The organism is Streptomyces sp. NPDC056169 (assembly GCF_042268445.1).
Lineage (GTDB): Bacteria > Actinomycetota > Actinomycetes > Streptomycetales > Streptomycetaceae > Streptomyces.
Genome location: NZ_JBHJUO010000002.1, coordinates 40,559 through 64,228, shown reverse-complemented (window position 1 = coordinate 64,228; position 23,670 = coordinate 40,559). Strand labels below are relative to the sequence as shown.

Below are 23,670 nucleotides of genomic sequence, written 5' to 3'. Positions count from 1 at the left end.
ACACCGGCGTTCGCCCGCCACACCGGCACACGCCGCCCCGCGCATTCGCCGATCAGCAAAGGAAAAGAAGAGACATGAACCAGCCCGCCGTGCAGACCGCGCAGGCGCCGGAGGCCATCAGCACGGCGGACTCCCGCACGCCGCGAACACACCGAACGCAGCGCCAGGATCTGCTGAGCACCCTGTTCGAAGAGATCCTCGGGGCGACGGACGTCGGCATCGACGACAGCTTCTTCGAACTGGGCGGCGACTCCATCGCCTCGATCGAACTGGTCACCCGGGCCCGCGCGGCGGGCCTCGCCCTGGAGTACCGCGACATCTTCGAGGGCGAGACGGTCGCGGCGCTGGCCGAGGCCGCCACGGAGGTCGTGGCGGGGTCGGACTTCGTACCTGCCCAGGGGCCGCTGGTGCCGCTCGACGCCGACGAGCGGGCGGACGTGGAGGCCGCGTTCGCCTCGTCGGGCCCGGTGCAGGAGGTGTGGCCGCTCACCCCGCTCCAGGAGGGCCTGCTCTTCCACGCCCTGTACGACCAGGACAAGGCCGACCCCTATCTGGTCCAGGCACCGCTGGTGCTGTCGGGAGAGGTGGACACCGGGCGGCTGCGGGCGGCGTTCGCGGAGTTGCTGGACCGGCATGCGAGCCTGCGCGCGGGCTTCCTGGTACGTCGTACCGGTACGCCGGTGCAGGTGGTGCCGGCCGGGGTCGAGCTCCCGTGGTGCGAGGTCGACCTCAGCGGCGTCGACGAAGCGGAGCACCCGGCACGGCTCGGCCGACTGCTGGCACAGGACCGGCTGGACAGGTTCGACCCGGTGGCACCGCCGTTGATGCGCGCGACGCTGGTCCGCCTGTCGGCGGAGCGGCACGTCCTGGTACTGACGAGCCATCACATCCTTTGGGACGGCTGGTCGATGTCGCGGGCGCTGGGCGAGGTCTTCGGCCGCGGGCTGGGGGAGGGGAGCGCCGGACTTCCGGAGGTCGTGCCGTTCCGCGACTACCTGGCCTGGCTGTCGGTCCAGGACCAGGACGAGGCGCTCACCGCGTGGGCCGCGGCCCTGGAGGGACTCGAAGAGCCCACCCTGGTCGCCCCCGGCGTCGACGGTTCGCTGCCCTCGCTGCCCGCCAGGACCGTCGGCCGCCTGGACGAGGCAGCCTTCGCCCGGCTGGAATCGGTCGCACGGACCCGCGGGCTGACCATGAACACGGTGGTGCAGGGCGCCTGGGCGCTCCTGCTGTCCGGTCTGACCGGACAGCAGGACGTGGTCTTCGGTTCCACCGTCTCGGGCCGCCCGCCGCAGGTACCTGGCGTCGAGGAGATCGTGGGCCTGCTCATCAACACCGTCCCCGTCCGGGTCCGTCTGGACCCGCAGGAGCCGGTGGACGCGCTGCTGGCCCGCATCCAGGAGCAGCAGTCGGCGCTCACGGCGTACCACTACCTCGGCCTCCAGAGCATCCAGCGCCACCAGGGAATCGGCGAACTCTTCGACACCTCCACCGCGTTCGAGAACTTCTCCAGGGAAACGGCCCACGACGACTCCTGGGACGCCGGATTCCTCCGCGGCCAGGACATGGACCTGCTGTCGTCCGAGGAGAGCCACTCGCCGGGATTCGCCCACTACCCGCTGAGCCTCGCGGTGTTCCCCGGCAAGGGCCTGAACTTCGAGGTCAGTTACCGCGGCGACCTGTTCGACACCGCGTTCGCCGAAGCCCTGGTGGAGCGGCTGTGCAGGCTGCTCACCTTCCTCGCCGCCGACCCCGGCCTCCCCGTCGGCCGGATCGACCTGCTCTCCGGACAGGAGCGGTCGCTGGTACTGAAGGAGTGGAGCGGCGCCGGAGCCGTGCGCGAGGGCGCCACCTCGACGATCGTCGCCGCGTTCGAGGCACAGGTCGCCCGCGACCCCGACACGATCGCCCTGGCCCACGGTGACGACCAGTGGTCCTACCGGCAGCTGAACGACCGGGCGAACCGGCTGGCCCGCGAACTCATCGCCGCGGGCATGGGCCCCGAAGCGCGCGTCGCCGTGGCGGTTCCCCGCGGCATGGACTGGATGACCGCCGTGCTGGCGGTGCTCAAAGCGGGCGGCTCGTTCGTACCGGTGGGCCCCGCCTCCCCGAACGAGCGGTCCCGGGCCGTCCTCACGGACGCCGCCCCCGCACTGCTGGTCACCTCGGGTGACTCCCCGTGGTCCCGGGAGCCCTTCGCGGGAACCCACGTGCTCCTCGACGAGGAGGCGACCAGGACCGCCGTCGCCGGCCGCTCCCCGGCCGACCTCACCGAGGCGGAGCGCGCGGGCGGACTGTTCCCCAGCAGTGCCGCGTACGTGATGTTCACGTCGGGGTCGACCGGTGTGCCCAAGGGCGTCGAGGCGACCCATGCCGACGTGGTGGCGCTGGCACGGGACAGCCGGTTCTCCGAGGGGCACGAGGTCGTACTGGCCCACTCGGCACTCACCTTCGACGGCTCCACCTACGAGCTGTGGGTGCCCCTGCTCTCCGGCGGCCGGGTCGTGCTCGCGCCCGCCGAACCCCTGACCGCCCTGCTCGTACGGGAACTGACCGAGCGGCACCGCGTCACCGGGATGTTCCTGACGACGGCGCTGTTCCACTCGTTCGCCCAGGACGACCCCGGCTGCCTGGCCGGACTGCGCGAACTGTGGACCGGCGGCGAGGCCGTGCGCGCGGAAGCGGTGCGACGGGTGCGCGAGGCCTGCCCCGGCCTCGTGGTCGTGGACGTGTACGGGCCGACGGAGACGACCGCCTTCGCCACCGCCTTCGCCCTGGCCCCCTCGGACGGCCTGCCCGCGTCGATGCCCATCGGGCGCCCGCTGGACGGAATGCGGACCTACGTCCTCGACCCCGCCCTGCGGCCGGTGGCCCCGGGCGTCTCGGGCGAGCTGTACATCGCAGGTGCGGGGCTGGCCAGGGGCTATCTGAACCGTCCGGACCTGACCGCGGAACGCTTCGTGGCCTGCCCGTTCGGCGAGAGCGGCACCCGGATGTACCGCACCGGGGACGTGGTCCGCTGGACGGCGGACGGCCAGCTGGAGTTCGTCGGACGCACAGACCACCAGGTCAAGATCCGCGGCTTCCGCATCGAACCGGGTGAGGTCGAGGCCGTGCTCAGCACTGTGCCCGAGGTCGGGCAGGTGGTGGTGATGGCCCGTGAGGACGAACGGGGCACCAAGCGTCTGGTCGCCTACGTGGTACCCGCGACCGGCACTCCCGCCGCACTGGACACCGACGCCCTCCGCGAGGCGGTCGCCGCGCGCCTCCCCGACTACATGGTGCCCGCGGTCTTCGTCGTGCTGGAGAGCTTCCCGGTCGCCGCGACGGGCAAGCTGGACCGCCGGGCCCTGCCGGAACCCGAGTTCACCGCAGCCGCCGACAGCCGCACCCCGCGCACCCCGCGCGAGGTGCTGCTGTGCGAGCTGTTCTGCGAGGTCCTCGGCGTGGCGACGGTCGGCATCGACGACAGCTTCTTCGAGCTGGGCGGTGACTCCATCACCTCCATCCAGCTCGCCGCCCGCGCCCACAGCGCCGGACTGAACCTCACACCACGCGACGTCTTCGCCCGCCTGACCGTGGCCGCGCTCGCCGAGACCGCTGCCACCCTCACGACGCACGCCCCCGCCTTCGTACCGGTCCAGGGCCCCCTGGTGGCCCTAGAGGACGAGGAGCGCACCGAGATCGAGGCCGCGTTCGCGGCGGCGGGCCCGGTCCAGGACATCTGGCCGCTCACCCCCCTCCAGGAAGGCCTTCTCTTCCACGCCCTGTACGACGGGCAGGGCGCAGGACACGGCGTCGGGACGGACCGGGATTCCGCCGGGCCGCCGGACGCCTACCTCACCCAGATGCCGTTGGTCCTGTCGGGAAGGGTGAACCCGAGTGCGCTGCGCGGTGCGCTCCAGGGGCTGGTGGAGCGCCACGCGAATCTGCGTGCCGGTTTCCTGGTGCGCCGGGCCGGCCGGCCCGTGCAGGTGATCCCCGCGGGGGCGACGATCCCCTGGCGGGAGATCGACCTGACCGTCGTCCCGGAACCGGAGCGCGAGGCACGCCTGCGCGACCTCCTCCGGAAGGACCGCCACGTCCGGTTCGACCTGACCGCCCCGCCGTTGCTGCGCGCCCTGCTCGTCCGGCTCGCACCCGAGCGCCACGTCCTCGTGCTGACGGGGCATCACATCCTCTGGGACGGCTGGTCGATGTCGCGTGCGATGGGTGACGTCTTCGGCCTGTACGAGGCCCAGGACGGGTGCGCGGAGCTGCCCGACGTGGTGCCGTTCCGGGACTACCTGGCCTGGCTGTCGGTCCAGGACCAGGACGAAGCACTCACCGCGTGGGCCTCGGCCCTGGAGGGCCTGGCGGAACCCACCCTGGCCGCCCCCGGTGCCGACAGCACCGCGGCGGCCCTGCCCACCCGTTGCCTCGGTCACCTCGACGAGGAGACCACCCGGCGGCTGACCGCCGTCGCCCGCAGTCGCGGACTGACGATGAACACGGTCGTGCAGGGCGTCTGGGCGCTCCTGCTGGCGGGGCTCACCGGGCAGCAGGACGTGGTCTTCGGCTCGACCGTCTCCGGCCGCCCGCCCGAGATCCCCGGCATGGACGACATCGTCGGCCTGCTCATCAACACGGTCCCCGTTCGCGTCCGCATCGATCCCGCCCAGCCCCTGGAAGGGCTCCTGTCCGGGATCCAGCGGCAGCAGGCCGACCTCACCCCGTACCACCACCTCGGACTGACCGACATCCAGCGCCACCTGGGACTCGGCGAACTCTTCGACACCTCGACCGTGTTCCAGAACATCCCGTGGGACGACGACGTGCTGTGCACCGCGGGCCTGGAGGTCAGCCCGTTCGACGACGAGACCCAGGGGTTCACGCACTTCCCGCTCAGCATCGACGTCTTCCCCGGGAACGAGCTGCGCATCGAAGTCAGCTACCGGCCCGACGTGTTCACCGCCCCGGAGGCCGAGCGGGTCGCGGAGCGGGTCGAGGGACTCCTCACCGTCTTCGCGAACGACCCCGCACGCCTCGTCGGAAGGGTCGACACCCTCACCCCGCAGGAGCGCCTCCCGCTGCTCGAAGCGGGCAGCGGTACGCAGGTTCCCGTGCCGGAACTGACCGTGCCGGAGCTGTTCGAGGCCCAGGCCGCCGCGACCCCCGACGACGTCGCCGTGGTGTTCGGCGACGAGCAGGTGACGTACCGCGAACTCAACCGTCGTGCCAACCGACTCGCCCACCGGCTGATCGCCCTGGCCGCAGGACCGGACGAGCCGGTGGCGGTCATGGTGCCCCGTTCCGTCGACGCGGTCGTCGCGGTGCTGGGAACGATGAAGGCCGGCTGCGTCCACCTGCCGGTCGAGCTGTCCTGGCCGGCCGATCGCATCGCCTCGCTCCTCGCCGAGGTGCGCCCGGCCGCGGTGCTGACCGTGACCGACGCCGCCCACAAGGTTCCCGCGGACAACGGCTCACCGTTTCTGCTCGTCGACACACCGGGCACCGGCTCCCCGTCCCACGACCCGCGGGACACGGAACGCGTCCGGCCGCTGCTGCCCTCGCACCTCGCCTACGTGATCCACACCTCGGGGTCGACGGGCCGCCCCAAGGGGGTCGCCATCACCCACCGCAACCTCGTCAACCTGCACCACGCCCAGATCAGCGCCTCCCTGCCCGCCGAATCCGGCACCGGGTCCCGCAGGCTCAAGGTCGCGCTGGTGGCCGCCCTGGGCTTCGACGCGGCATGGGCCGACCTGCTGCGGATGGTCTCGGGCCACGAACTGCACCTGATCGGGGACGAACTGCGCCGGGACGCGCAGGGCCTGGTCGACTACTGCGCACGGCACGGGGTGGACTCGCTCAACCTCACTCCGCTGCATGCCAGGCAACTGCTCTCCGCCGGCCTGCTGCGCACCCCCGGATACCGGCCGCGGCTGATCTCGCTCGGCGGCGAGGCGGTCGACGAGTCGCTGTGGAGCGAGCTCGGCGCGAGCGGCGTGGCCACCTACAACCTCTACGGACCGAGCGAATGCGCCGTGGACTCGACGTACGGCCGCGTGATCGGCGGTACCCGGGCCCGCATCGGCCGCCCCCTGGAGAACACCCGGCTGTACGTCCTCGACGCGGCGCTGCGCCTGGTGCCGCCGGGGGTCCCGGGCGAGCTGTACATCGCCGGCGCGGGACTGGCCCGTGGCTACTTCGGCAGAGCGGGCCTGACGGCGGAACGGTTCGTGGCCTGCCCGTTCGGTGAGAGCGGCACCCGGATGTACCGCACCGGGGACGTGGTGCGGTGGACGGCGGACGGTGAGCTGGAGTTCGTCGGACGCACCGACCACCAGGTCAAGATCCGCGGCTTCCGCATCGAACTCGGGGAGATCGAAGCGGTGCTGGGAGCCCAGGCACCGGTGGGCCAGGTGGTGGTGCTCGCACGTGAGGGCCAGCCAGGGGTGAAGCGTCTGGTCGCCTACGTGGTGCCCGCGACCGGCACTCCCGAGGGCCTCGACACCGACGCACTGCGCGAGGCGGTCGCCGCGCGCCTTCCCGACTACATGGTGCCCGCCGCGGTGATGGCCCTGGACGCGCTGCCGCTGACGCCCATCGGCAAGCTGGACCGCCGGGCCCTGCCCGAGCCGGAGTTCACCGGAGCAGCCGACAGCCGCGCCCCGCGCACCCCGCGCGAAGCGATCCTGTGCGAGCTGTTCGCCGAAATCCTCGGCGTGAGCGGCGTCGGCATCGACGACAGCTTCTTCGAACTCGGCGGCGACTCCATCGCCTCCATCCAGTTCGCCGCCCGCGCCCGCAACACCGGACTCCACCTCACCCCTCGCGACCTGTTCACCGCGAGGACCGTCGCAGCCCTGGCGGAGATCTCCGACAAGGCGGCGCCCACCACCGGATTCGCCCCCGTGGACGGGCCGCTGGTGACGCTGAGCACCGACGAACGCGCCGAGATCGAGACAGCGTTCGCGCCCTCGGGTCCGCTCCACGACATCTGGCCGCTCACCCCCCTCCAGGAAGGCCTCCTCTTCCACGCCCACTACGACGACCAGAAGGCCGACCCTTATGTGATGCAGGCGCCGATGGTCCTGACCGGTGCGCTGGACGTCACCGCGCTCCAGGCGGCCTTCCAGGGACTGGTACGACGCCACGCGAGCCTGCGCGCCGGTTTCCTGGTGCGCCGCTCCGGTGACGCCGTCCAGGTCGTACCGGAAGCACTGACGGTGCCCTGGCGGGAACTCGACCTCAGCGACCTGCCGGAGGCCGAGCAGCGGACGCATATCGAGCAACTGCTGCGCGAGGACCGGCTCGACCGGTTCGACCCGGCCGTACCGCCACTGCTGCGGGTCCTGCTCGTCCGTCTCGGCGCCGAGCGGCACGCGCTGGTCCTCACCAGCCACCACCTCATCTGGGACGGCTGGTCGATGACCCGGGCGCTGGCCGACGTCTTCGACCTCTACGAGACCCGGGGCGACGACGGCGCACTGCCCGCGGCGGTCTCCTTCCGGGACTACCTGGCCTGGCTCTCGGCCCAGGACGGTGAGAAGGCCCGCGGCGCGTGGAGCCAGGCCCTCGACGGGCTGGAGGAACCCACGCTCGTCGCCCCCGGGGCCGAGACGTCGCTGACCGTGCTCCCCGTGCGTACCCTCGACCACCTCGACGAGGAGACCACCCGGCGGCTGACCGCCGTCGCCCGTAGCCGCGGACTGACCATGAACACGGTCGTGCAGGGCGTCTGGGCGCTCCTGCTGGCGGGCCTCACCGGGCAGCAGGACGTGGTCTTCGGCGCCACCGTCTCCGGCCGCCCGCCCGAGATCCCCGGCATGGACGACATCGTCGGCCTGCTCATCAACACCGTCCCGGTGCGCGTCCGCATCGACCCCGCCCAGCCCCTGGAAGGGCTCCTGTCCGAGATCCAGCGGCAGCAGGCCGACCTCACCCCGTACCACCACCTCGGACTGACCGACATCCAGCGCCACCTGGGACTCGGCGAACTCTTCGACACCTCCACGGCGTTCCAGAACGTCCCGTGGGACGCCGACACCCTGCGCGCCCCTGGCCTGGAGGTCGGCCCCCTCACCGAGGAGGACACCCCGGTCATCCACTACCCGTTGAGCCTGACGGTCTACCCGGGCGCGCGGCTCCGGCTGGAGGTGAACTACCGGCCCGACCTCTACGGCGCGGCGCAGGGGCGGCAGCTGCTGGAGCGGCTGAAGAGCTTCCTCGTGACGGCGGCGAAGGCCCCCGGGCGGCTCGTCGGACGGCTGGACGCGCTGTCCGAGCGGGAACGGTCGCTGGTGGTGAAGGAGTGGAACGACACCCACAGCCCGGTCGAGGCCGCGACGATGGCGGAACTGTTCGAGGGGCACGTGGCACGCGACGGTGGCGCGGTGGCCGTGGTGTGCGAGGGCACCCGGTGGTCGTACGCCGAGCTCGACGGCCGCGCCAACCAGTGGGCCCGCGAGCTGCTCGCCGCCGGGGTCGGCCCCGAGACCCGGGTGGTCGTCGCCCTGCCCCGCGGCATGGACTGGGTGACCGCGGTACTGGCGGTGCTCAAGGCCGGCGGTGTGTTCGCGCCGGTGGACCTGGCGTACCCGCCGGAGCGGGTACGGCACGTCCTGGCCGACGCCGCACCGTTCTGCCTGATCACCTCGGCAGGGTCGGTCTGGGCCGGGGAACCCTTCGCCGGACACCGGATCCTCGCCGACGACGCGGCCTTCCGCGACTCCGTGGCCAGGCGGTCGGCTGCCGGACTCGGCCCGGCCGAACGACCGGCCGCCGCCCGTCCGCAGAACGCGGCGTACGTGATCTACACCTCCGGCTCGACCGGCGTGCCGAAGGGCGTCGAGGTCACCCATCAGGGCATCGCGAGCCTGGTACGGGCCCAGGTGGCCGCCACCGGGCTGACCCCCCGGAGCGTGGTGCTCCAGTTCTCCTCGCCCGGCTTCGACGCCATCGTGTTCGAGCTGTGCATGTCGCTCCTCACAGGGGCCCGGCTGGTGCTCGCCCCCGGCGAGTCACGTCTGCCAGGCGACCAGCTGGTCGACCTGATCGGCGCCCAGGGCGTCACGCACGCCGTCGTCGTCCCCTCGGTGCTGGCGGCGATCGACGCGGAGTCCGTACCGTCGATCTCCTCCCTGGTCGTCGCCGGTGAGGCACTGCCGCAGGAAATGGTGGACCGATGGGCCCCGGGGCGGCAGATGCACAACGCCTACGGTCCGACCGAGTCGACCATCTGCGCGACGATCTCCCGGCCGCTGCTCGCGGAAAAAACGCCGCCGATCGGCCGCCCGCTCGTCAACACCGAGGTGTACGTCCTCGACGCGATGCTGCGGCCGGTTGCTCCCGGCACCGCGGGTGAGCTGTACGTGGCGGGCGCCGGACTGGCCCGGGGGTACGTCGGCCAATCCGCTCTGACCGCCGAGCGGTTCGTGGCCTGCCCGTTCGGCGCACCGGGTGCCCGGATGTACCGCACGGGTGACGTCGTGCGCTGGACGGCGGACGGTGAACTGGAGTTCGTCGGACGCGCCGACGACCAGGTCAAGATCCGCGGCTTCCGGATCGAGCTCGGCGAGGTCGAGTCGGCCCTGCGGTCCCACCCCGAGGTCGCAGGGGCGGCAGTGGTCGCCCGCGAGGACCAGCCCGGTACCAAGCGCCTGATCGCGTACGTGGTCCCGGCAGCGGGCCCGGCGGACCGGCTGGACCTCGACGCACTGCGCCGACGGGTCGAGTCGAGCCTGCCCGCCTACATGGTGCCGTCCGCCTTCGTCGCCCTGGACACGCTGCCGGTGACCGTGACCGGAAAGCTCGACCACCGGGCCCTGCCGGAGCCGGAGTTCGCCGGTGCACCGGACAGCAGGGCGCCCCGCACCCCGCACGAGGAACTGCTGTGCGACCTGTTCGCCGACGTGCTCGGCATCGCGAGGGCCGGCATCGACGACGACTTCTTCACGCTGGGCGGGGACTCCATCGCTTCGATCCAACTGGTGGCACGGGCACGCAAGGTCGGCCTCGGGCTGGCCCCGCGCGACGTCTTCGAAGCGAAGACGGTGGCTGGCATCGCCCGCATCGCCACCGTGATCGAGATTCCGGCGGCGGGAACGCCGACGCCGGTACCGGCAACCGCTCCGCTGATCTCACTCAGCGCCGAGGAGCTGGAGGAGTTCGAGGCGCCCTGGGACGAGTGAGACGCCCGCTCCGCCACCCAAGAGCCGAACCCCACCCCACACTCCACACCCCCCCCACCCCACTCCACACACCAAAGGAATTGAGGACGTCATGACGAACCCGTTCGAGAACGAGAACTACTCCTACCTGGCACTGGTCAACGACGAAGGCCAGTTCTCCCTGTGGCCCGCATTCGCCGAGGTGCCCGCAGGCTGGACAGTCGTCCGCGGCCCTGCGGACAGGGACGTCTGCCTCGGCCACATCAACGAGCACTGGACGGACATGCGCCCCAAGAGCCTCGTCGCAGCGATGAGCGCCACAGCGGTCTGAGCAGAGAACCAGTAGGAGGCCCGGCCGCCCGGCGGCCGGGCCTCCTACCGTCCACCCGTCCACGCACGGGTCCGCCTGCTCGAACGCCTGCCGGGCACCCCTGACGTCTCGATGACGTGGCGCTGCTTCGCGGGTGTTCCCGGCGCCGAGCGCCGTGCTGCTCGCCGCGGCCCTCCCGGGCCGGGCCCGGACGAGGTCACAGCCGCTTGAGTCCGACGTACTGGAGGGCGGCGAAGCCACCGACCACCAGGCTCTGCAGCACGGTCCAGACCGCGCCGACGCCGGTCGGGGACAGCAGGCCGGAGCCCACCGCCACCAGGCTGAGCACGACCCACAACAGGTTCGCCACGATGACCGCCGCCAGTCCCGTGCGGTTGATCTCCTTCCGCGTCCCGAGGGCCAGCACTCCGAGCGAGTAGAGGAGCAGGAACACCCCGACCGGGTATTGGACCGCCGTCGGGACGCCGAAGAAGGATTCGAGGACCGTGGCGAGCGCCAGGTAGGCGATGCCGTTGAGACCGGTGACCACGGCGTCCAGCCTGAGCGCCAGCCTCGCGAAACCGTCGGATCCTGTCGCCCTTGCGGATGAGGCAACCCGGTCGTACTGCGTCGAAGCCACTGTCGTCTTCCTCTCGTACATCAGGGCGGCCCACGGAAGGGCATCAATGACCTCCGAGGTAATCAGCCGGTCACCGCCAACGGCCCAGCAGCCCTGTCGGACCGGCGTGGCCATGAACTGCCGGGCCACGGGGATGCCAGGAACTCCCGTGAGTCGTAACAGGTTTCCAAGGGCCTCCTGCGCCAAAGGCGAGAACTGCCGCGTCCCCACCAGTTCACTCACGCAGGGAGCAACGACTCAGAACCCCAATTCTTCCGGATCAATAAGAGGATGTCTCACGTGGTGAGTTTGGCGAGTTTCTTGTAGCAGGCGAGGGCTGCGGCGAGGGCGAGGAAGGCGAGGAAGTGGCTGCCTTTTCGCTCGTACCGGACGGTGAGGCGGCGGTAGTCGAAGAGCCAGGAGATCGACCGCTCGATCTTCCAGCGGTGCCGGCCGAGTCGCTCGCCGGACTCGATGCCGGGCCGGGCGATCCGTGGGACGAGATTCCGGCCGCGGAGCCAGCGGAGGTGTTCGGCGGAGTAATACGCCTTGTCCGCGCGGATTTTCACCGGCCGTCTGCGGCGTGGTCCGCGCCGGGAACGGACGGCGGGTATGCCCATGATCAGCGGCTTGAACGCCTGGCTGTCGTGCACGTTCGCACCGGACACCGCGACGGCCAGCGGCAGGCCCTGGGCCTCGGACAGCGCATGCAGTTTGCTGCCCTTCTTGCCCCGATCGACCGGATTCGGACCGGTCAACGAGCCCCCCTTTTCGCCCGCACCGACGCGGCATCGACGATCGCGGACGTCCAGTCCAACTCGCCCCTGGCACCCAGCCCGTCCAGCACCGCCCGGTGCAGCCGCCGCCACAACCCCGCTTCGGTCCACACAGTGAACCGGCGGTGCGCGGTGGCCGGGGAGACACCGAAGGACTCCGGCAGATCCCGCCAGGCACACCCGCTCGTCAGTACGTACACCACGGCCGCGAACACCGCCCGCTCGTCCACCGGAGCAGTACCCCCGCCCTGCGGACGGGTGGCGAACTTCGGCAACAACGGAGCTGTCAGCTCCCACAGTTCATCCGGAACCAGCCGGCGCGACAGATCAACCCTCACGAGACAGCATCATGCCGCACCATCAACTCTCCACGTGAGACGTCCTCTGAGTTGCACCTGCCGCTGGAGTTCGAGTCGGTGCTCGAGTCCACCTGACATCGCGAGTCCCTGGCCACTCGGCCGGCCGGCTTGCGGCACCACGCGTTCCGCCTGTTGTGGGCATGCAGTGCGCGTTGGGTGTGGTGAGATCGGTGGCCAGCGGTTAGCGGTCAACATCGGGCGATTTGGTGGCTGTGAGTGACCATCTGATGGGTCAATGGTTGGGCCTACGGCGGCGTCGACTAAGGGCTGTCCCGCAAACGGGTCTGGTGCCGCTCTGGACTACGTGGTCGACTGAGCGATCGAGGCGGGGTTCGGTGGCCGCCCGGTCTGGTCTGCCCTGGGCCGACCAGTTGGGTTACACCTGTCTCAGCAGCTCACATCGGCTTCGATAGTCTGCGCTAGTGGCTGATGCTTCGCTGAGATTCATGATCGACGCCGATCACGGGCAGTTCTACGTCCAAGACCTTGATCCCTATGACGCGTGGATCGCCGAGCACGCGATGGACCCGGACCTGGCACCCGCCGGCTGGACGGACGAAGCAGTCTACGTCCACCGCATCGGTGTGGAACCGCACTCGATCTCCGTCGGCACGGCTCGGGACGACATGGTCGAGTCGCTCATCACTGTTCACGCTTCCGCGCCCACGACGGACCCGGCGGCCGAACACATCGTGGAGACCGACCTTGACGCCCCCACGGGTCAGCTCACCATGTCCAGTCCCGGGACCGATCCTGCCGACGGGCCGAGCCTGGCCGTTCCCGCTGGATTGCTCCGTGCTCGGGTCTCTTACGTCCCGGCCGGACCACCACCGGACGGCACTGGTGGCGGTCCTGGTGACCACTTTCTGTATCAGGTGGATCTCTGGCCCTCCGACCGGACGTACGGACTCGTCATCGTCAAGCAGGGGCCGGAAATCTGGGCAGGGTAGGTCCTCATCTGCTGCTCGCCTGTCAGCTGAGTGCGAGGTTGTGCAGGCGGGCGATGCCACTCATCGCGTAATGGACGCCGTCGCCCTTCAAACGGCAGTCGCGGAGGATCTTCCAGGTCTTTATGCGGGCGAAGGCGTGCTCGACACGGGCACGGACCTGGCGGTGGGAAGCGTTGTGCTCTTCCTTCCAGGCTGGCAGTTCGTGCTGCCCGCGCTCGCGGCGGTGCGGGATGACCAGGCCGGTGCCCCGGTAGCCTCCGTCGGCGATCGCGGTGGTGCGGCCGACGGCTTCCTCGGCTCCGGACAGTGCCCACGCCTTGCAGTCGTTGCGGTTGCCAGGCAACGGCCGACCGACCACCACGACCAGGCGGGTGTCGGCGTCGATGACCACCTGATGGTTGGTGGAATAGCGATAGTTCTTTGACCGCTCGGCCACGGTGTGGTCCCGGGTGGGTACCAAGGTGCCGTCCACGATCAGCACCGCGTCCTTGGCGAACCGCCGACGAGGGAGCAGCGCAAACCTCGGGCCGAGGTCGTCGACCACCCGGTCCACCGCCGACTTCGACACTCCGAACAGCAGGGCCAACTGCCGCATCGTCAAGTTCGTCCGCCAATACGCGGCGACCAGCAGCACCCGGTCCTCCAACGACAGCTTCCACGGTCGGCCCCGACCCTGAGATTCGGCCCCTTCGCGACGCAGCGCGGTCACCAACCTGCCGAAGACGCGGGGACTCAGACCGGTGAACGGAGCTATCCATGACGGCTCGGATGCCGTGATCACGCCTGACACGGTTGAGATCATCGCAGAGCAAGATCACTTACGGGACAACCCTTAGCTCGCCTTCGTCTCCTCGATCAGCACAGCACTTTCCCGTGCTGGTTTGGTGCTGACTTCGGGGGCATGGCGACGAGGAAAGCGCAGGTCGGAGCTTCAGTCTGATGAGTTGTCGTACCACTCGATGGTCGTGCCGATGAGACTGGCGGCGACGATGCGCTTCAGGGAACCGGGCGGGGTCGGGGAGGGAGTTGCGGCGGCCATGTGCACCACTTCCAGGCAAGGGCGGGGACGTGTTCGTGTCGCCACACCGTAGGAAGACGCAGGTCAGCGGCGTATGTGGTGGGACACCATAGTTCGGGTGTGCCGTGTGCGCCCAGCCTCCATGGCCTGCTGCTGCGACCCTGCCGAAGGCCTTCGAGGGGTCTGGAGAGGGGCTGTCCGGGTTGCACCGATCGGGCACGTTTTGGTGGTGCGGTGCTGACTCCCGTGCTGGTTCGGTGCTGACTGAAGTCCCATGCCAGCACCCGTGTTCATCCCTCCCGTGCTGACTTCGTGCTGACTACAGTGAGTGGAACCTGCGTACATGGGGCAGACCGGGCACGGTCGTCATGGCAGCGGTCGGCACTATTCCGCTCAGGATCAGGATGGGTCCTCATGTGTGCCTGCTCAGGACTTGTCCGGCTCCCCAGGGCCTCGCCCGTCCAGCACGGTCGCCCGTCGGCCCTGCTCCGGGCTCTTGCCCTGCGCCAGGAGCCCGTGCTCGATCCGGTCGGCGTCCGGGTGCCGGCCCTCCTCCAGGAGGAGTTCGGCCTGCCGCTCGGTCACCACGTCCCCGTCCGTCAGGCCGAGCTCGGCCAGGCCCCGGCTCTTCCACACTCCGGGCGGGACACGGGCTTCGTCCTGGGCGGAGCGCAGCGGCGTGTCCGCGGGGCGGTGGCCGTCGCCGACCATCACGCCACGGAACAGGTAGCGCCACCCGCTCCCCGGGCGAACTGGGGACATGCTGATCATCGGCCCTGGAACCTTGGCGCTGACCGGCACAAAAGCGCGATCCGGGGTCCTTCCCGCCGGGCGGGACGCCATCACCAGCGGCCTGGTGTGTGTCGGCGGGACGGATTTCTGTGTCGTGGTGGAACTTCGTCGGCCGCACGGACGAGGAGATGCGGAAGGCGAGGGAGGACTGGATGACCGGCTCCTGCTTCGGCGAGGCGACGGGCTACGACGGCGACCGGCTGGACGCGCTGGAGGGGAGTGGAAACCGGCCCGCTATATCCCGCGTTGATCGTTTGCCTATCTCCTTCCTCTTTCATCAAGGCCGGGGGCGCGGAGCCCCTCGACCGACCGTCAGTGATCCAGGGGACAGGAGCCGACGCATGCGTCCGCGATGGAGTGACGACGACCGGCCTCGTGACGAGGTCGCGCCACAGGGCAGCGCGGACGGCGACGCCTACGTCTGCCCGCCCGTCCGGGGGACCGGGCCCGGACGGGCTCCGGACGGGCGGCTGCTGCTCGCCGGCGAGGGCCACGCGCTCCGGGCGCTCACGGCGGCCGCGGAGCGGGCCGGGTGCCCTGACGTCCGGGTCCGCCGGACGGACGAGGGCGGTGCCGAGGCTCTCGGCGGCCTCGCGGAGTGGGCGGAGAGGGAGAGGCTCACGGCCGCCGACACCGTGCTTCACGTCGCGCGTTCGACAGCCGAGTTGGCGGCCACGGCCGACCGGTGCGCCGACGTCGGGGCCTGGCTGGGGCAGGTGCTGGTGCACGAAGACGAACTGTGGACCGGTCCGCTCGGTCCCGCGGACCGCACCGCCGCGGCCTCGGCCTGGCGGCGACTGCGCGGTTTTCCGCCGCAGGGCCGGCTGGACGGGCCGGTGGGCGCCGCGCCGGTGGGCGGTGCGGTGGACGGCCCCGCCGGCGCCGTGCCCGCCGCCGGGCGGGCGGAGTGGATCGCCGACCGGCTCCTGGGCGCCTGGCTGGGCCGCGGCGGCGCGGGGGCGGCGGGCGCCGGGGAAGGGACCGGAGACGCGGGAGCGGGTGGAGCGGGAAGCGGCGCCGCAGCGGGAGCGGGAGAGGCCGGAGCCGCGGGAGCCGCACGGGTCGGAGGCGACGGAGGCGGCGCAGGCGGTCGCGGGCACGCCGGAGAGCCGTACCTCGTGCGTACCGACGTGCGGACGTCGTCCAGCAGCCGGCACCCCGTCGTGCCCCTGCCCCGGCCCGGTCGATCGGCCACCCGGGCGGGTACCGAGACGGGGGCGCGGGTCGCGTTCCTCGGGCGGATCGGGGGTGCGGCCGTCGAGCCCGCACGGCTGTTGGAGCTGATCGACGCCGTGGCGGACGCCCGGACCGGGCTTCTCGGTCCGGTCCCGGAGGCTACGCCGGGGCCGACCGGCCTGTGGGGGTGCGCGGTCGCGGTGCCCGACCCGTTCGGGCCGCTGCCCGCCGAGGCGCCGGGTGTCACCGTGTGGGGTCACGGGCGGGACGCCCGGAGCGCCCGCCTCGCGGCCCTGCTCGACGCGCTCGCCACGTACGGGACCCTCGCCGCCGCCCCGAACGCCCGGAGCGGTCGTGAGGTCTGGGGCCTGGACCTCGTCACCGACCGGCTGCGCCTGGTCCCCGCGGCCGAGGCGTACCCGGCCCCGGCGCCGGGCACGCCCTACCGGCTGCCGACGGGCGCGGCGGCCGGGCTCACCTGGGCGGCCGCGGTGGAGGCCGCGCTGACCGGGCACTGCGAGGTGCTGGTGACCCACCGACTCGCCCAGCCGGGCGTACGCGTCCCCCGGCTCGCGCTCCCGGGTCACGGGGGCCCCGCCGCCCTCCACGCGTTGCGTGCGGCGGGTGAACCCGTCGCCCACGACCTGTCCGCGCTGCTCTCCGTTCCGGCCTGCGCGATCCGGCTCGGGGACGACACCGTCGTCGCCGTCGCCGCCACATGGAGCGAGGCCCTTGCGGCTGCCGCGGAACGCGCCCTGATCGCCCGGGAGAAGGGCGCCCCTCCCACCGGCCCCGCCGTCCCGACCGTCCCCTCCGTCACACCGGACCGGGAGGCGGCCGCCCGGCCGCTCCCGGTGGAGGACGGGGTGTCCGCGCGAGCGGGGCTCGTCGAGGTGCTCCGGGCCCAAGGGCGCACTCCCGTCGCGGTGTTGCTCGACCACGATCCGGAGGCCGTCCGCCTCCTCCCGTATCTTGTCCATGTGGCGCTGCTTGATGGCTGACGCCCCCTCATGCCCGGTTCGGGCCCGATGCCGGGCACGGGTTCGCGGGAAACATTCCCGGGGGCAGGTGCCGCTTCCTTGCGGGCCGTGTAATGATCTCGTGACCGGACGCCTGGCGTCCGGCGACTGTGCGACGGGGGGTCGCGAAGACGCGAGTGCAGAAGGCAGGATCCATGGGGGGGTCGATTCGGTTCAGCGTGCTCGGAGCCGTGTCCGTGCACCGGGGCGAGACGCCGATCACCATCGGTTCTCCCCAGCAGCAGGCCCTGCTAGTGGCGCTGCTGCTGCGCTCCGGCCGGGTCGCCTCCACGCACGAACTGATCGCTTCGGTCTGGGGCGAGGAGCCCCCGGGCTCCGCGCTGGCGAGCCTGCGCACCTACGTGTGGCGGCTGCGGCAGCTCCTGGAGGAGGACTCCGCCGCACCTCGGCTGCTGCTCTCCCAGCCCGACGGCTACCGCATGGTGGCGCCGCCGCTCTCGGTGGACCTGCACCGTGCCGAGCAGCTCGCCGCCGAGGCCGGCCGGGCCCGGGCCGGGGGCGACGACGAGGCCTGCGGGCGGCTGCTGGCCGAGGCGCTCGGCCTCTGGCAGGGCGCGCCGCTGGCGGGAGTGCCCGGCCCGTACGCCGAGCAGCAGCGGGCTCGTTTCACCGAGCTGCGGATGGGGCTGGAGGAGGAACGTTTCGCTCATGAGCTGCAGGCGGGCCGGTACGGCGCGGTCATTCCCGACCTCACCGTGTTCACACAGGAACACCCGCTCCAGGAGCGGCCGTACGGCTTTCTCATGCGCGCCCTGTACGCCTCCGGGCGGCAGGCGGACGCGCTGGCGGTCTACGCGCGAGCACGCCGTGTCCTCGCCGAGGAACTCGGCGTCGACCCCGGTCCCGAACTGACCGCGCTGCACGAACGGGTCCTCGCGGGCGACCCGCTCCTCGACGTCTCGGTCCGCGGCACCGCGCCGGTCGCAGCCGCCCCCGAGGCCCCCCGCGACCCGCGGAGTCCCGAGGATCCGCAGCCCTCCCCGGCGCTTCGGACCGTCGAACCCGACACCGGCACCACTTCCGCACCCGACCCCGAGTCCGCCGCACCGGTTCTGGCCCGCCCCGCCCAACTCCCCGCCGACGCATTCGACTTCGCCGGCCGCGCCGAACAGGTCGAGGAGTTGAGCCGGGTCCTCACCGCCCCGGATCGGACCTCGCTCCCGGTCGCGTCCATCAGCGGCATGGGCGGCCTCGGCAAGACCACCCTCGCCCTGCGGGTCGCCCACCGGATCAAGCACGAATTCCCCGACGGGCAGCTCTACGTCGATCTGCGCGGCAGTGGTCTCGAGCCCGCCGACCCGTCGGCCGTCCTCGGCAGCATGCTCGCCGCGATGGGCGTGCCGCCGCACGCGCTCCCGGTCATGACCGACGACCGCGCCCGGCTCCTGCGCACCCTGCTCGACGGCCGGCGCATGCTGCTGCTCCTCGACAACGCCCGGGACCCCGCCCAGGTGGGCCCGCTGCTGCCCGGCTCGGCCGGCTGCGCCGTGATCGTCACCAGCCGGACCCGGCTCGTCGGCATCCCCAGCGCGGTCACCGCCGTGGCCCTGGACGTTTTCGCGGCCGACGAGGCGATCGAGCTGCTCACCGCGATCGTCGGCGCCGCACGCGTGGAGGCGGAGCCCGCCGCAGCGACCGAACTGGTGACCGCGTGCGGACATCTCCCGCTCGCCGTCCGGATCGTGGCCGCCCGCCTCGCCGCCCGGCCGCGCTGGCAGATCGAGACCATGACCCGTCGGCTCGCCGACGAGCGCCGCCGCATCGGCGAGCTCCGCGCCGGTGACCTGGCCGTCGCGGCCACCTTCGAACTCGGTTACCGCCAGCTCCCGCAGGAACAGGCGCGCGCCTTCCAGCTCCTCGCCCCGGTCGCCCGGCCCAGCATCGGACTGGGGGTGGCCGCCGCGGCCCTCGGTCTCGACCCGTACGACACCGAGGAGATCCTCGAGTCCCTGGTCGACGCGGCCATGCTGGAGGCCCCGCAGCCCGGCCGGTATCGCTACCACGACCTCGTCTGGTCCTTCGCGCTCCAGCTCGGCGTGTCGCCGGGCGACGGCGGCGCCGAGGCCGGCATCCCCGTGCTGCCGCCGCTCCTCGACCACCTGCTGGCCGCCGGGCGCGCCGCCTTCCAGTGCATGGTGCCCGGCGACCCGGACGGAATCTTCCTCACCCCCGGCTCCGTGCCCGCGCCTCACTTCGCCGGGTTAGCGGCGGCCCGCGCCTGGGTGACCGCCGAGTTCGAATGCCTCACCAACGCGGTGATGCTGGCCGCCCGCAGCCCCGCCGGGGCGGCCCCGCGGATCCTGCGCGTAGCCGCCGACCTGCTCATCGCCCTCACGCCGTTCGGCAAGGACATCCCGTACGGGCAGCTCGCCGCCGCCGCGCAGGCGCTGGCCGAGACCGCCGCGCTGCGCGGCGACGACCATGTCGCAGGGCGGGCCCGCTTCGTCTGCGGGAACGCCGCCCTGCAGAGCGTCCGGCTCGCCGAGGCCGAGCTGTTCACCCGGCTCGCAGCGGAGGCCTGCGAGCGGGTCGGCGACCGGGTGATTCTCCGGCAGACGCTCAACGACCGGGGTCTGATAGCGCAGTTCCAGCACCGCTACGAGGACGCGGTGCACTGCTACGACCAGGCGATCGAGCTGGCGGAGAAGCTCGGGCACCGCTCGGGCGAACTGGTGACGCGGCTCAACGCGGCGCAGGCCCGGCTGAGCGGCGGCCGCGCCGAGGAGGCGCTCGTCGCGTGCGCCGAGGCGCTGGCCGCGCTGCGGGAGGTCGAGGACCATCACGGCGCCGCCTACGCGCTCTACGTGCAGGGCATGGCCCTGCACGAACTGGGGCGGTACGACGAGGCGATCGCGAGCCACACCCGGTGCCTGGACCTGTGCGCGGCCTGGCAGATCCGCGGACAGGAGGCGCAGGCCCGCTTCCGGCTGGCCGAGACCCTGCGGACCACGGGCCGCCGGGAGGAGGCCGTCAGGGAGGCGAGCCGTGCGCTGGTGCTGTGCGAGCAGCGCTGCGCGGAGCGCGACCAGGGGCTCGCCCTCCTGGTGCTCGGCCGTACCCTCGCCGACCTCGGCGACTCCGGGGTCGCGGCGGCCAGGGCCCGGCAGGCCCACACGCTGTTCACCCGGCTCGGGCTGCCCGACGCCGACCACGCGGCGGCCCTCCTCACAGCCCTCGGCGAACCCCTGTGAAGCTGCCCCCGGCCCTCCGGCAGGAACGATATATCCGCAGCTCAGAGCGCATATCCAGGATTTATCCAGCGTAGATCGACAGTTGGCAGAGTCTCACTCGGCAGCACGAACGACGAGCGAACGGAAGACCGAGACATGCGAGCGATCACCTCCACCACCCGCACCGCCCACACCCTGCGCACCGCCTGCGTCGCGGCCACCGCGCTGATGCTCGGCCTCTCGGTTCTGGCCGTCGCCGAACAGCAGCTCTCGGCCCCCGCGCCGAGCACCGTCGTGGCCGACGGCCCGATCGTCACCGACCCCCAGGAGGAGTGGAACAGCCGCGGCTGACCACGTCGGCGCGGTCCGTCGCGGACGACGGGGACGGACGGCGAAACGAACGAGCATGCATGGGGGAGTCATGACGGGTGGTAGTCCGGCGGCGTTGGCGGAACGAGACGTCGCCACCCTGGTCCGTGCCGCGCGGACCCGCAACGGGGTCAGCCAGCGGGACCTCGCCGAGAAGTCCGGGATCGGTCTGCGGACGCTCCGTGAGATCGAACGGGGCCGGGTACGCGCCCCGAGATCCGGATCGCTGCGCAGAATCGCCGAAGCCCTGGACGAACCCGCGCTGCTCGCGCAGGTCGGTGCCACGGCCGGTGCCGAAGGGGAGGTCCCCGAGGACGCCCCGCTGGTCCTGAAGATCCTCGGCCGGCTCTCCGCCACGCGCGGCGCGGCCGAACTGCTCACCGGAACGCCGAAGCAGCGGACCCTGCTCGGACTGCTCGCGCTCCAGGCCCATCAGGTGGTCGAACGCGACGAGATCATCGAGGTCCTCTGGGACGGCGAACTGCCCGACACGTTCGGCCAGTTGATCCACACCTACATCTCACGCATCCGGCTGATGCTGGAGGCGCACACCCTGCCCGGCGCCGGCCGGACCGCGGTTCTGCGGCGCGGCGGCGGCTATGAGCTCCGGATCGAGGGGGACAGCCGACTCGACGTCCTGGAGTTCGGCCGGCTGACGCACGAGGCCGCGCGGGCCCGTGCCGGCGACGACCCGGTGCACGAACAGGCCCTGCTCGCCGAGGCGCTGCGGCTCTGGCGCGGGCCGCTCCTGGAGGGCGCCCCGCCACGGCTGGCCCGCCACGCCGCCGCCGTCGAGCACGCCCGCCTGCGCGTCGCCTCCGCGCTGCGCCTCGCCGATCTCGCCCTCGCCCGCGGCCAGTACGAGGAGGTGCTCGCCCAGCTCGGGCCGATCGCCCGGCACGAGATGCTGCACGAGGGCCTGCACGCTCGGCTGCTCGCCGCGCTCGCCGGTTCCGGCCGCCGGGCGGAGGCGCTGGAGCTGTTCGCCGCGGTCGACCGCAGGCTCCGCGTCGAGAGCGGCATCGAGCCCGGTGCCCAACTCCGCGAGGCCCAGATGGCCGTGCTGGGGGAGGACGCCCCGGCCGCGACGGCGAGGACGGCGCAGCCCGCCGGCCGGTCCGACGCGCCGAGCTCCGTCCAGCTGCCGCGGAGCGTCGGGGACTTCGTGGGCCGGGCCGAGCACTTCCAGGTCCGGCAGTACCTGACCGGGCAGGGGCCGCTGGCCGCGTTCGGCGCGGCCCCGGTCGCCGTGCTCCACGGACCCGTCGGCGTCGGCAAGTCCGCCCTGACCGTCCAGATCGCCGCGGCCGTCTCCCGCCACTTCCCCGACGGCGTCCTGCATGCCCGGCTGCGCACCGGCACGCCCGACGAGGTCCGCACCGTGCTGCGCGACTTCGCCCGGGCGCTGGGCGTGCCGACGGCCGGGCTGCCCGCCGGGCAGGCCGAACTCGCGGCGCTCTACCAGGAGTCCGTCGCCGGCCGCCGGGTCCTGGTGGTCATCGACGACGCACCCGGTGAACGCGCCGTCCGCCCGTTGCTGCCGTCCGGCCCCGGCGGCGCCGCGCTGCTGGCCGGCCAGATCCCGCTGTCCGGTCTGGAGGGCGCCCAGCCCTTCCGCGTCGAGCGCTTCACCGCCGACCAGTCCGTTTCCCTGCTCGCCCGGATCGCCGGTGAGCGGCGGGTGCTGGCCGAACGGACGGCGGCCGAGACCGTTGCCGAGCTGTGCGACGGGATCCCGCTGGCCGTGCGGATCGCGGGCATGCGGCTAGCCGCCCGCCCGCACTGGACCCTCGCCCGGCTGGCGGACCGGCTGGCCGACGAGGAGCGGCGGCTGTCGGAGCTGGTCGCCGGAGACCTGTCCGTACGGGAACGGCTGACCTCCGCGTACGAGGGCCTGGACCCCGTGCTCCCCGACGCCGTGCGCGCCCTCGCCCGGTCCGCGGACCGGGCGTTCACCCCCGCAGGAGCGGCCGCCGTGCTGCGCTGCGGCGGACGCCAGGCGGAGGACCTCCTGGAGCGGCTTGTCGACCACCATCTGCTCGACCCCCCGGCGGGCGCCGGCGAGGAGTACGCGATTCCGCCCCTCGTACGCCTCCACGCCTGGGAGCGATGAACGGCGTGAGGGGACGGTCGTCGATGCCCACCGTCCCCGTCCCCTCACGCGTCCTTCACGGCGGCGGAGCGCTCACGCGTCGCGGGTGCGGAGCGTCAGCCAGCCGCCGACCGCCGCCGCGGCCGCCCACACCGCCATGACCAGCACCCCGGTCATGGGGCTGTAGGGCGCCGCGACGGCGGGGTCGAGCCGCAGCCCGTACTGGCCGGCCCGGTCGGGCAGGTACCAGGCCAGCTCCTTCAGGCCGGGGATCTCGGCCAGCACGGGGGAGACCAGGAACAGCACCGGGACCAGGACGCCCATGGAGAGCATCAGACTGCGCAGCATCGCCGTGAACCCCATGCACATGACCGCGAGCAGCGGGAAGTACAGGGCCCCCACCACGATCGCCCGCACCGTCCCCGCATCGCCGAACGCCGTGCCGTGCTCGCCGAGCAGGCGTTGGGAGAGGAAGAACGTGCACAGCGAGGCGACCACGCCGGCCACCAGGGCCAGCACCGCCCCGACGGTCAGCTTGGCCGCGTACATCAGGCCGCGCTTGGGCACCACCGCCAGCGAGACCCGGATCGCGCCGTTCTGGTACTCGTTGCCGACGACCAGAACGGCGAAGGCGATCACGACGACATGGGCGAAGAGGATGCCGTAGTAGCCGAGCTGCACCGGGTCGAAGCCCGGGCCGTCCGCCTCCTCGGGGCCGACCGACCCCGACACGCCGGCGCCGATGGCGACGAGCAGGGCCGCGGCCAGCGGCAGCGACCACAGGACCGGACGCACCGAGCGGATCTTCGTCCACTCCGAGCGGAGCACCGCGTTGACAGACATCG

Annotated in this window: 11 protein-coding genes and 1 pseudogene; 7 read left to right on the top strand and 5 right to left on the bottom strand. The window is 72.2% G+C overall.

Annotation, left to right across the window (positions count from 1 at the left end; all coding sequences use genetic code 11):
- Window positions 1-74 precede the first annotated feature (74 nt).
- Window positions 75-10,175 (top strand): amino acid adenylation domain-containing protein, encoded by a 10,101-nt coding sequence (locus ACFC0G_RS03035; protein ID WP_376396281.1) that lies wholly within the window; start codon window positions 75-77, stop codon window positions 10,173-10,175.
- Window positions 10,176-10,266: 91 nt separating this feature from the next.
- On the top strand, window positions 10,267-10,485 hold the full coding sequence (locus ACFC0G_RS03030; protein ID WP_365781151.1) for an MbtH family protein: 219 nt from the start codon (window positions 10,267-10,269) through the stop codon (window positions 10,483-10,485).
- 196 nt (window positions 10,486-10,681) lie between these two features.
- On the opposite strand, the gene ACFC0G_RS03025 is transcribed toward ACFC0G_RS03030, so the two are convergent.
- Complete coding sequence (locus ACFC0G_RS03025) at window positions 10,682-11,014, bottom strand: hypothetical protein (protein WP_376396277.1); 333 nt, start codon at window positions 11,012-11,014, stop codon at window positions 10,682-10,684.
- Window positions 11,015-11,379: 365 nt separating this feature from the next.
- Window positions 11,380-12,197 (bottom strand): IS5 family transposase gene (locus ACFC0G_RS03020; protein WP_376396274.1). Its coding sequence is split into 2 segments (ribosomal slippage): window positions 11,380-11,847 and window positions 11,850-12,197, totalling 816 coding nucleotides; the frame shifts between segments, so codons are not numbered across the junction.
- Window positions 12,198-12,664: 467 nt separating this feature from the next.
- On the opposite strand from ACFC0G_RS03020, the gene ACFC0G_RS03015 reads away from it, so the two are divergent.
- Window positions 12,665-13,168 carry a hypothetical protein gene (locus tag ACFC0G_RS03015; protein ID WP_376396271.1) on the top strand — a complete coding sequence of 168 codons (504 nt, stop codon included), beginning with the start codon at window positions 12,665-12,667 and terminating at the stop codon, window positions 13,166-13,168.
- 22 nt (window positions 13,169-13,190) lie between these two features.
- Here the strand turns inward: ACFC0G_RS03015 and ACFC0G_RS03010 are convergent, their stop codons facing one another.
- Together ACFC0G_RS03010 and ACFC0G_RS03005 are read right to left on the bottom strand one after the other, a co-directional pair.
- On the bottom strand, window positions 13,191-13,958 hold the full coding sequence (locus ACFC0G_RS03010; protein WP_376396268.1) for a transposase: 768 nt from the start codon (window positions 13,956-13,958) through the stop codon (window positions 13,191-13,193).
- A 690-nt stretch (window positions 13,959-14,648) separates the two neighbouring features.
- Window positions 14,649-14,897, bottom strand: a pseudogene (locus ACFC0G_RS03005) (conjugal transfer protein TraA); the annotation flags it as partial.
- 422 nt (window positions 14,898-15,319) lie between these two features.
- Here ACFC0G_RS03005 and ACFC0G_RS03000 point away from each other — a divergent pair.
- The 4 genes from ACFC0G_RS03000 (at window position 15,320) to ACFC0G_RS02985 (ending at window position 22,846) form a co-directional block, all read left to right on the top strand.
- A complete protein-coding gene (locus tag ACFC0G_RS03000; protein WP_376396265.1) occupies window positions 15,320-17,155 on the top strand; it encodes a hypothetical protein in 1,836 nt (611 codons plus the stop codon).
- Window positions 17,156-17,328: 173 nt separating this feature from the next.
- On the top strand, window positions 17,329-20,385 hold the full coding sequence (locus tag ACFC0G_RS02995) for a BTAD domain-containing putative transcriptional regulator (RefSeq protein WP_376396262.1): 3,057 nt from the start codon (window positions 17,329-17,331) through the stop codon (window positions 20,383-20,385).
- Window positions 20,386-20,520: 135 nt separating this feature from the next.
- Window positions 20,521-20,715, top strand: a complete 195-nt coding sequence (locus ACFC0G_RS02990; protein ID WP_376396259.1) for a hypothetical protein — start codon at window positions 20,521-20,523, stop codon at window positions 20,713-20,715.
- 94 nt (window positions 20,716-20,809) lie between these two features.
- Window positions 20,810-22,846 carry a BTAD domain-containing putative transcriptional regulator gene (locus ACFC0G_RS02985; RefSeq protein WP_376396256.1) on the top strand — a complete coding sequence of 679 codons (2,037 nt, stop codon included), beginning with the start codon at window positions 20,810-20,812 and terminating at the stop codon, window positions 22,844-22,846.
- 72 nt (window positions 22,847-22,918) lie between these two features.
- Here the strand turns inward: ACFC0G_RS02985 and ACFC0G_RS02980 are convergent, their stop codons facing one another.
- The gene (locus tag ACFC0G_RS02980; RefSeq protein ID WP_376396253.1) at window positions 22,919-23,668 is read right to left on the bottom strand and encodes an ABC transporter permease; all 750 of its coding nucleotides are present in this window, start codon (window positions 23,666-23,668) and stop codon (window positions 22,919-22,921) included.
- Window positions 23,669-23,670 lie beyond the last annotated feature (2 nt).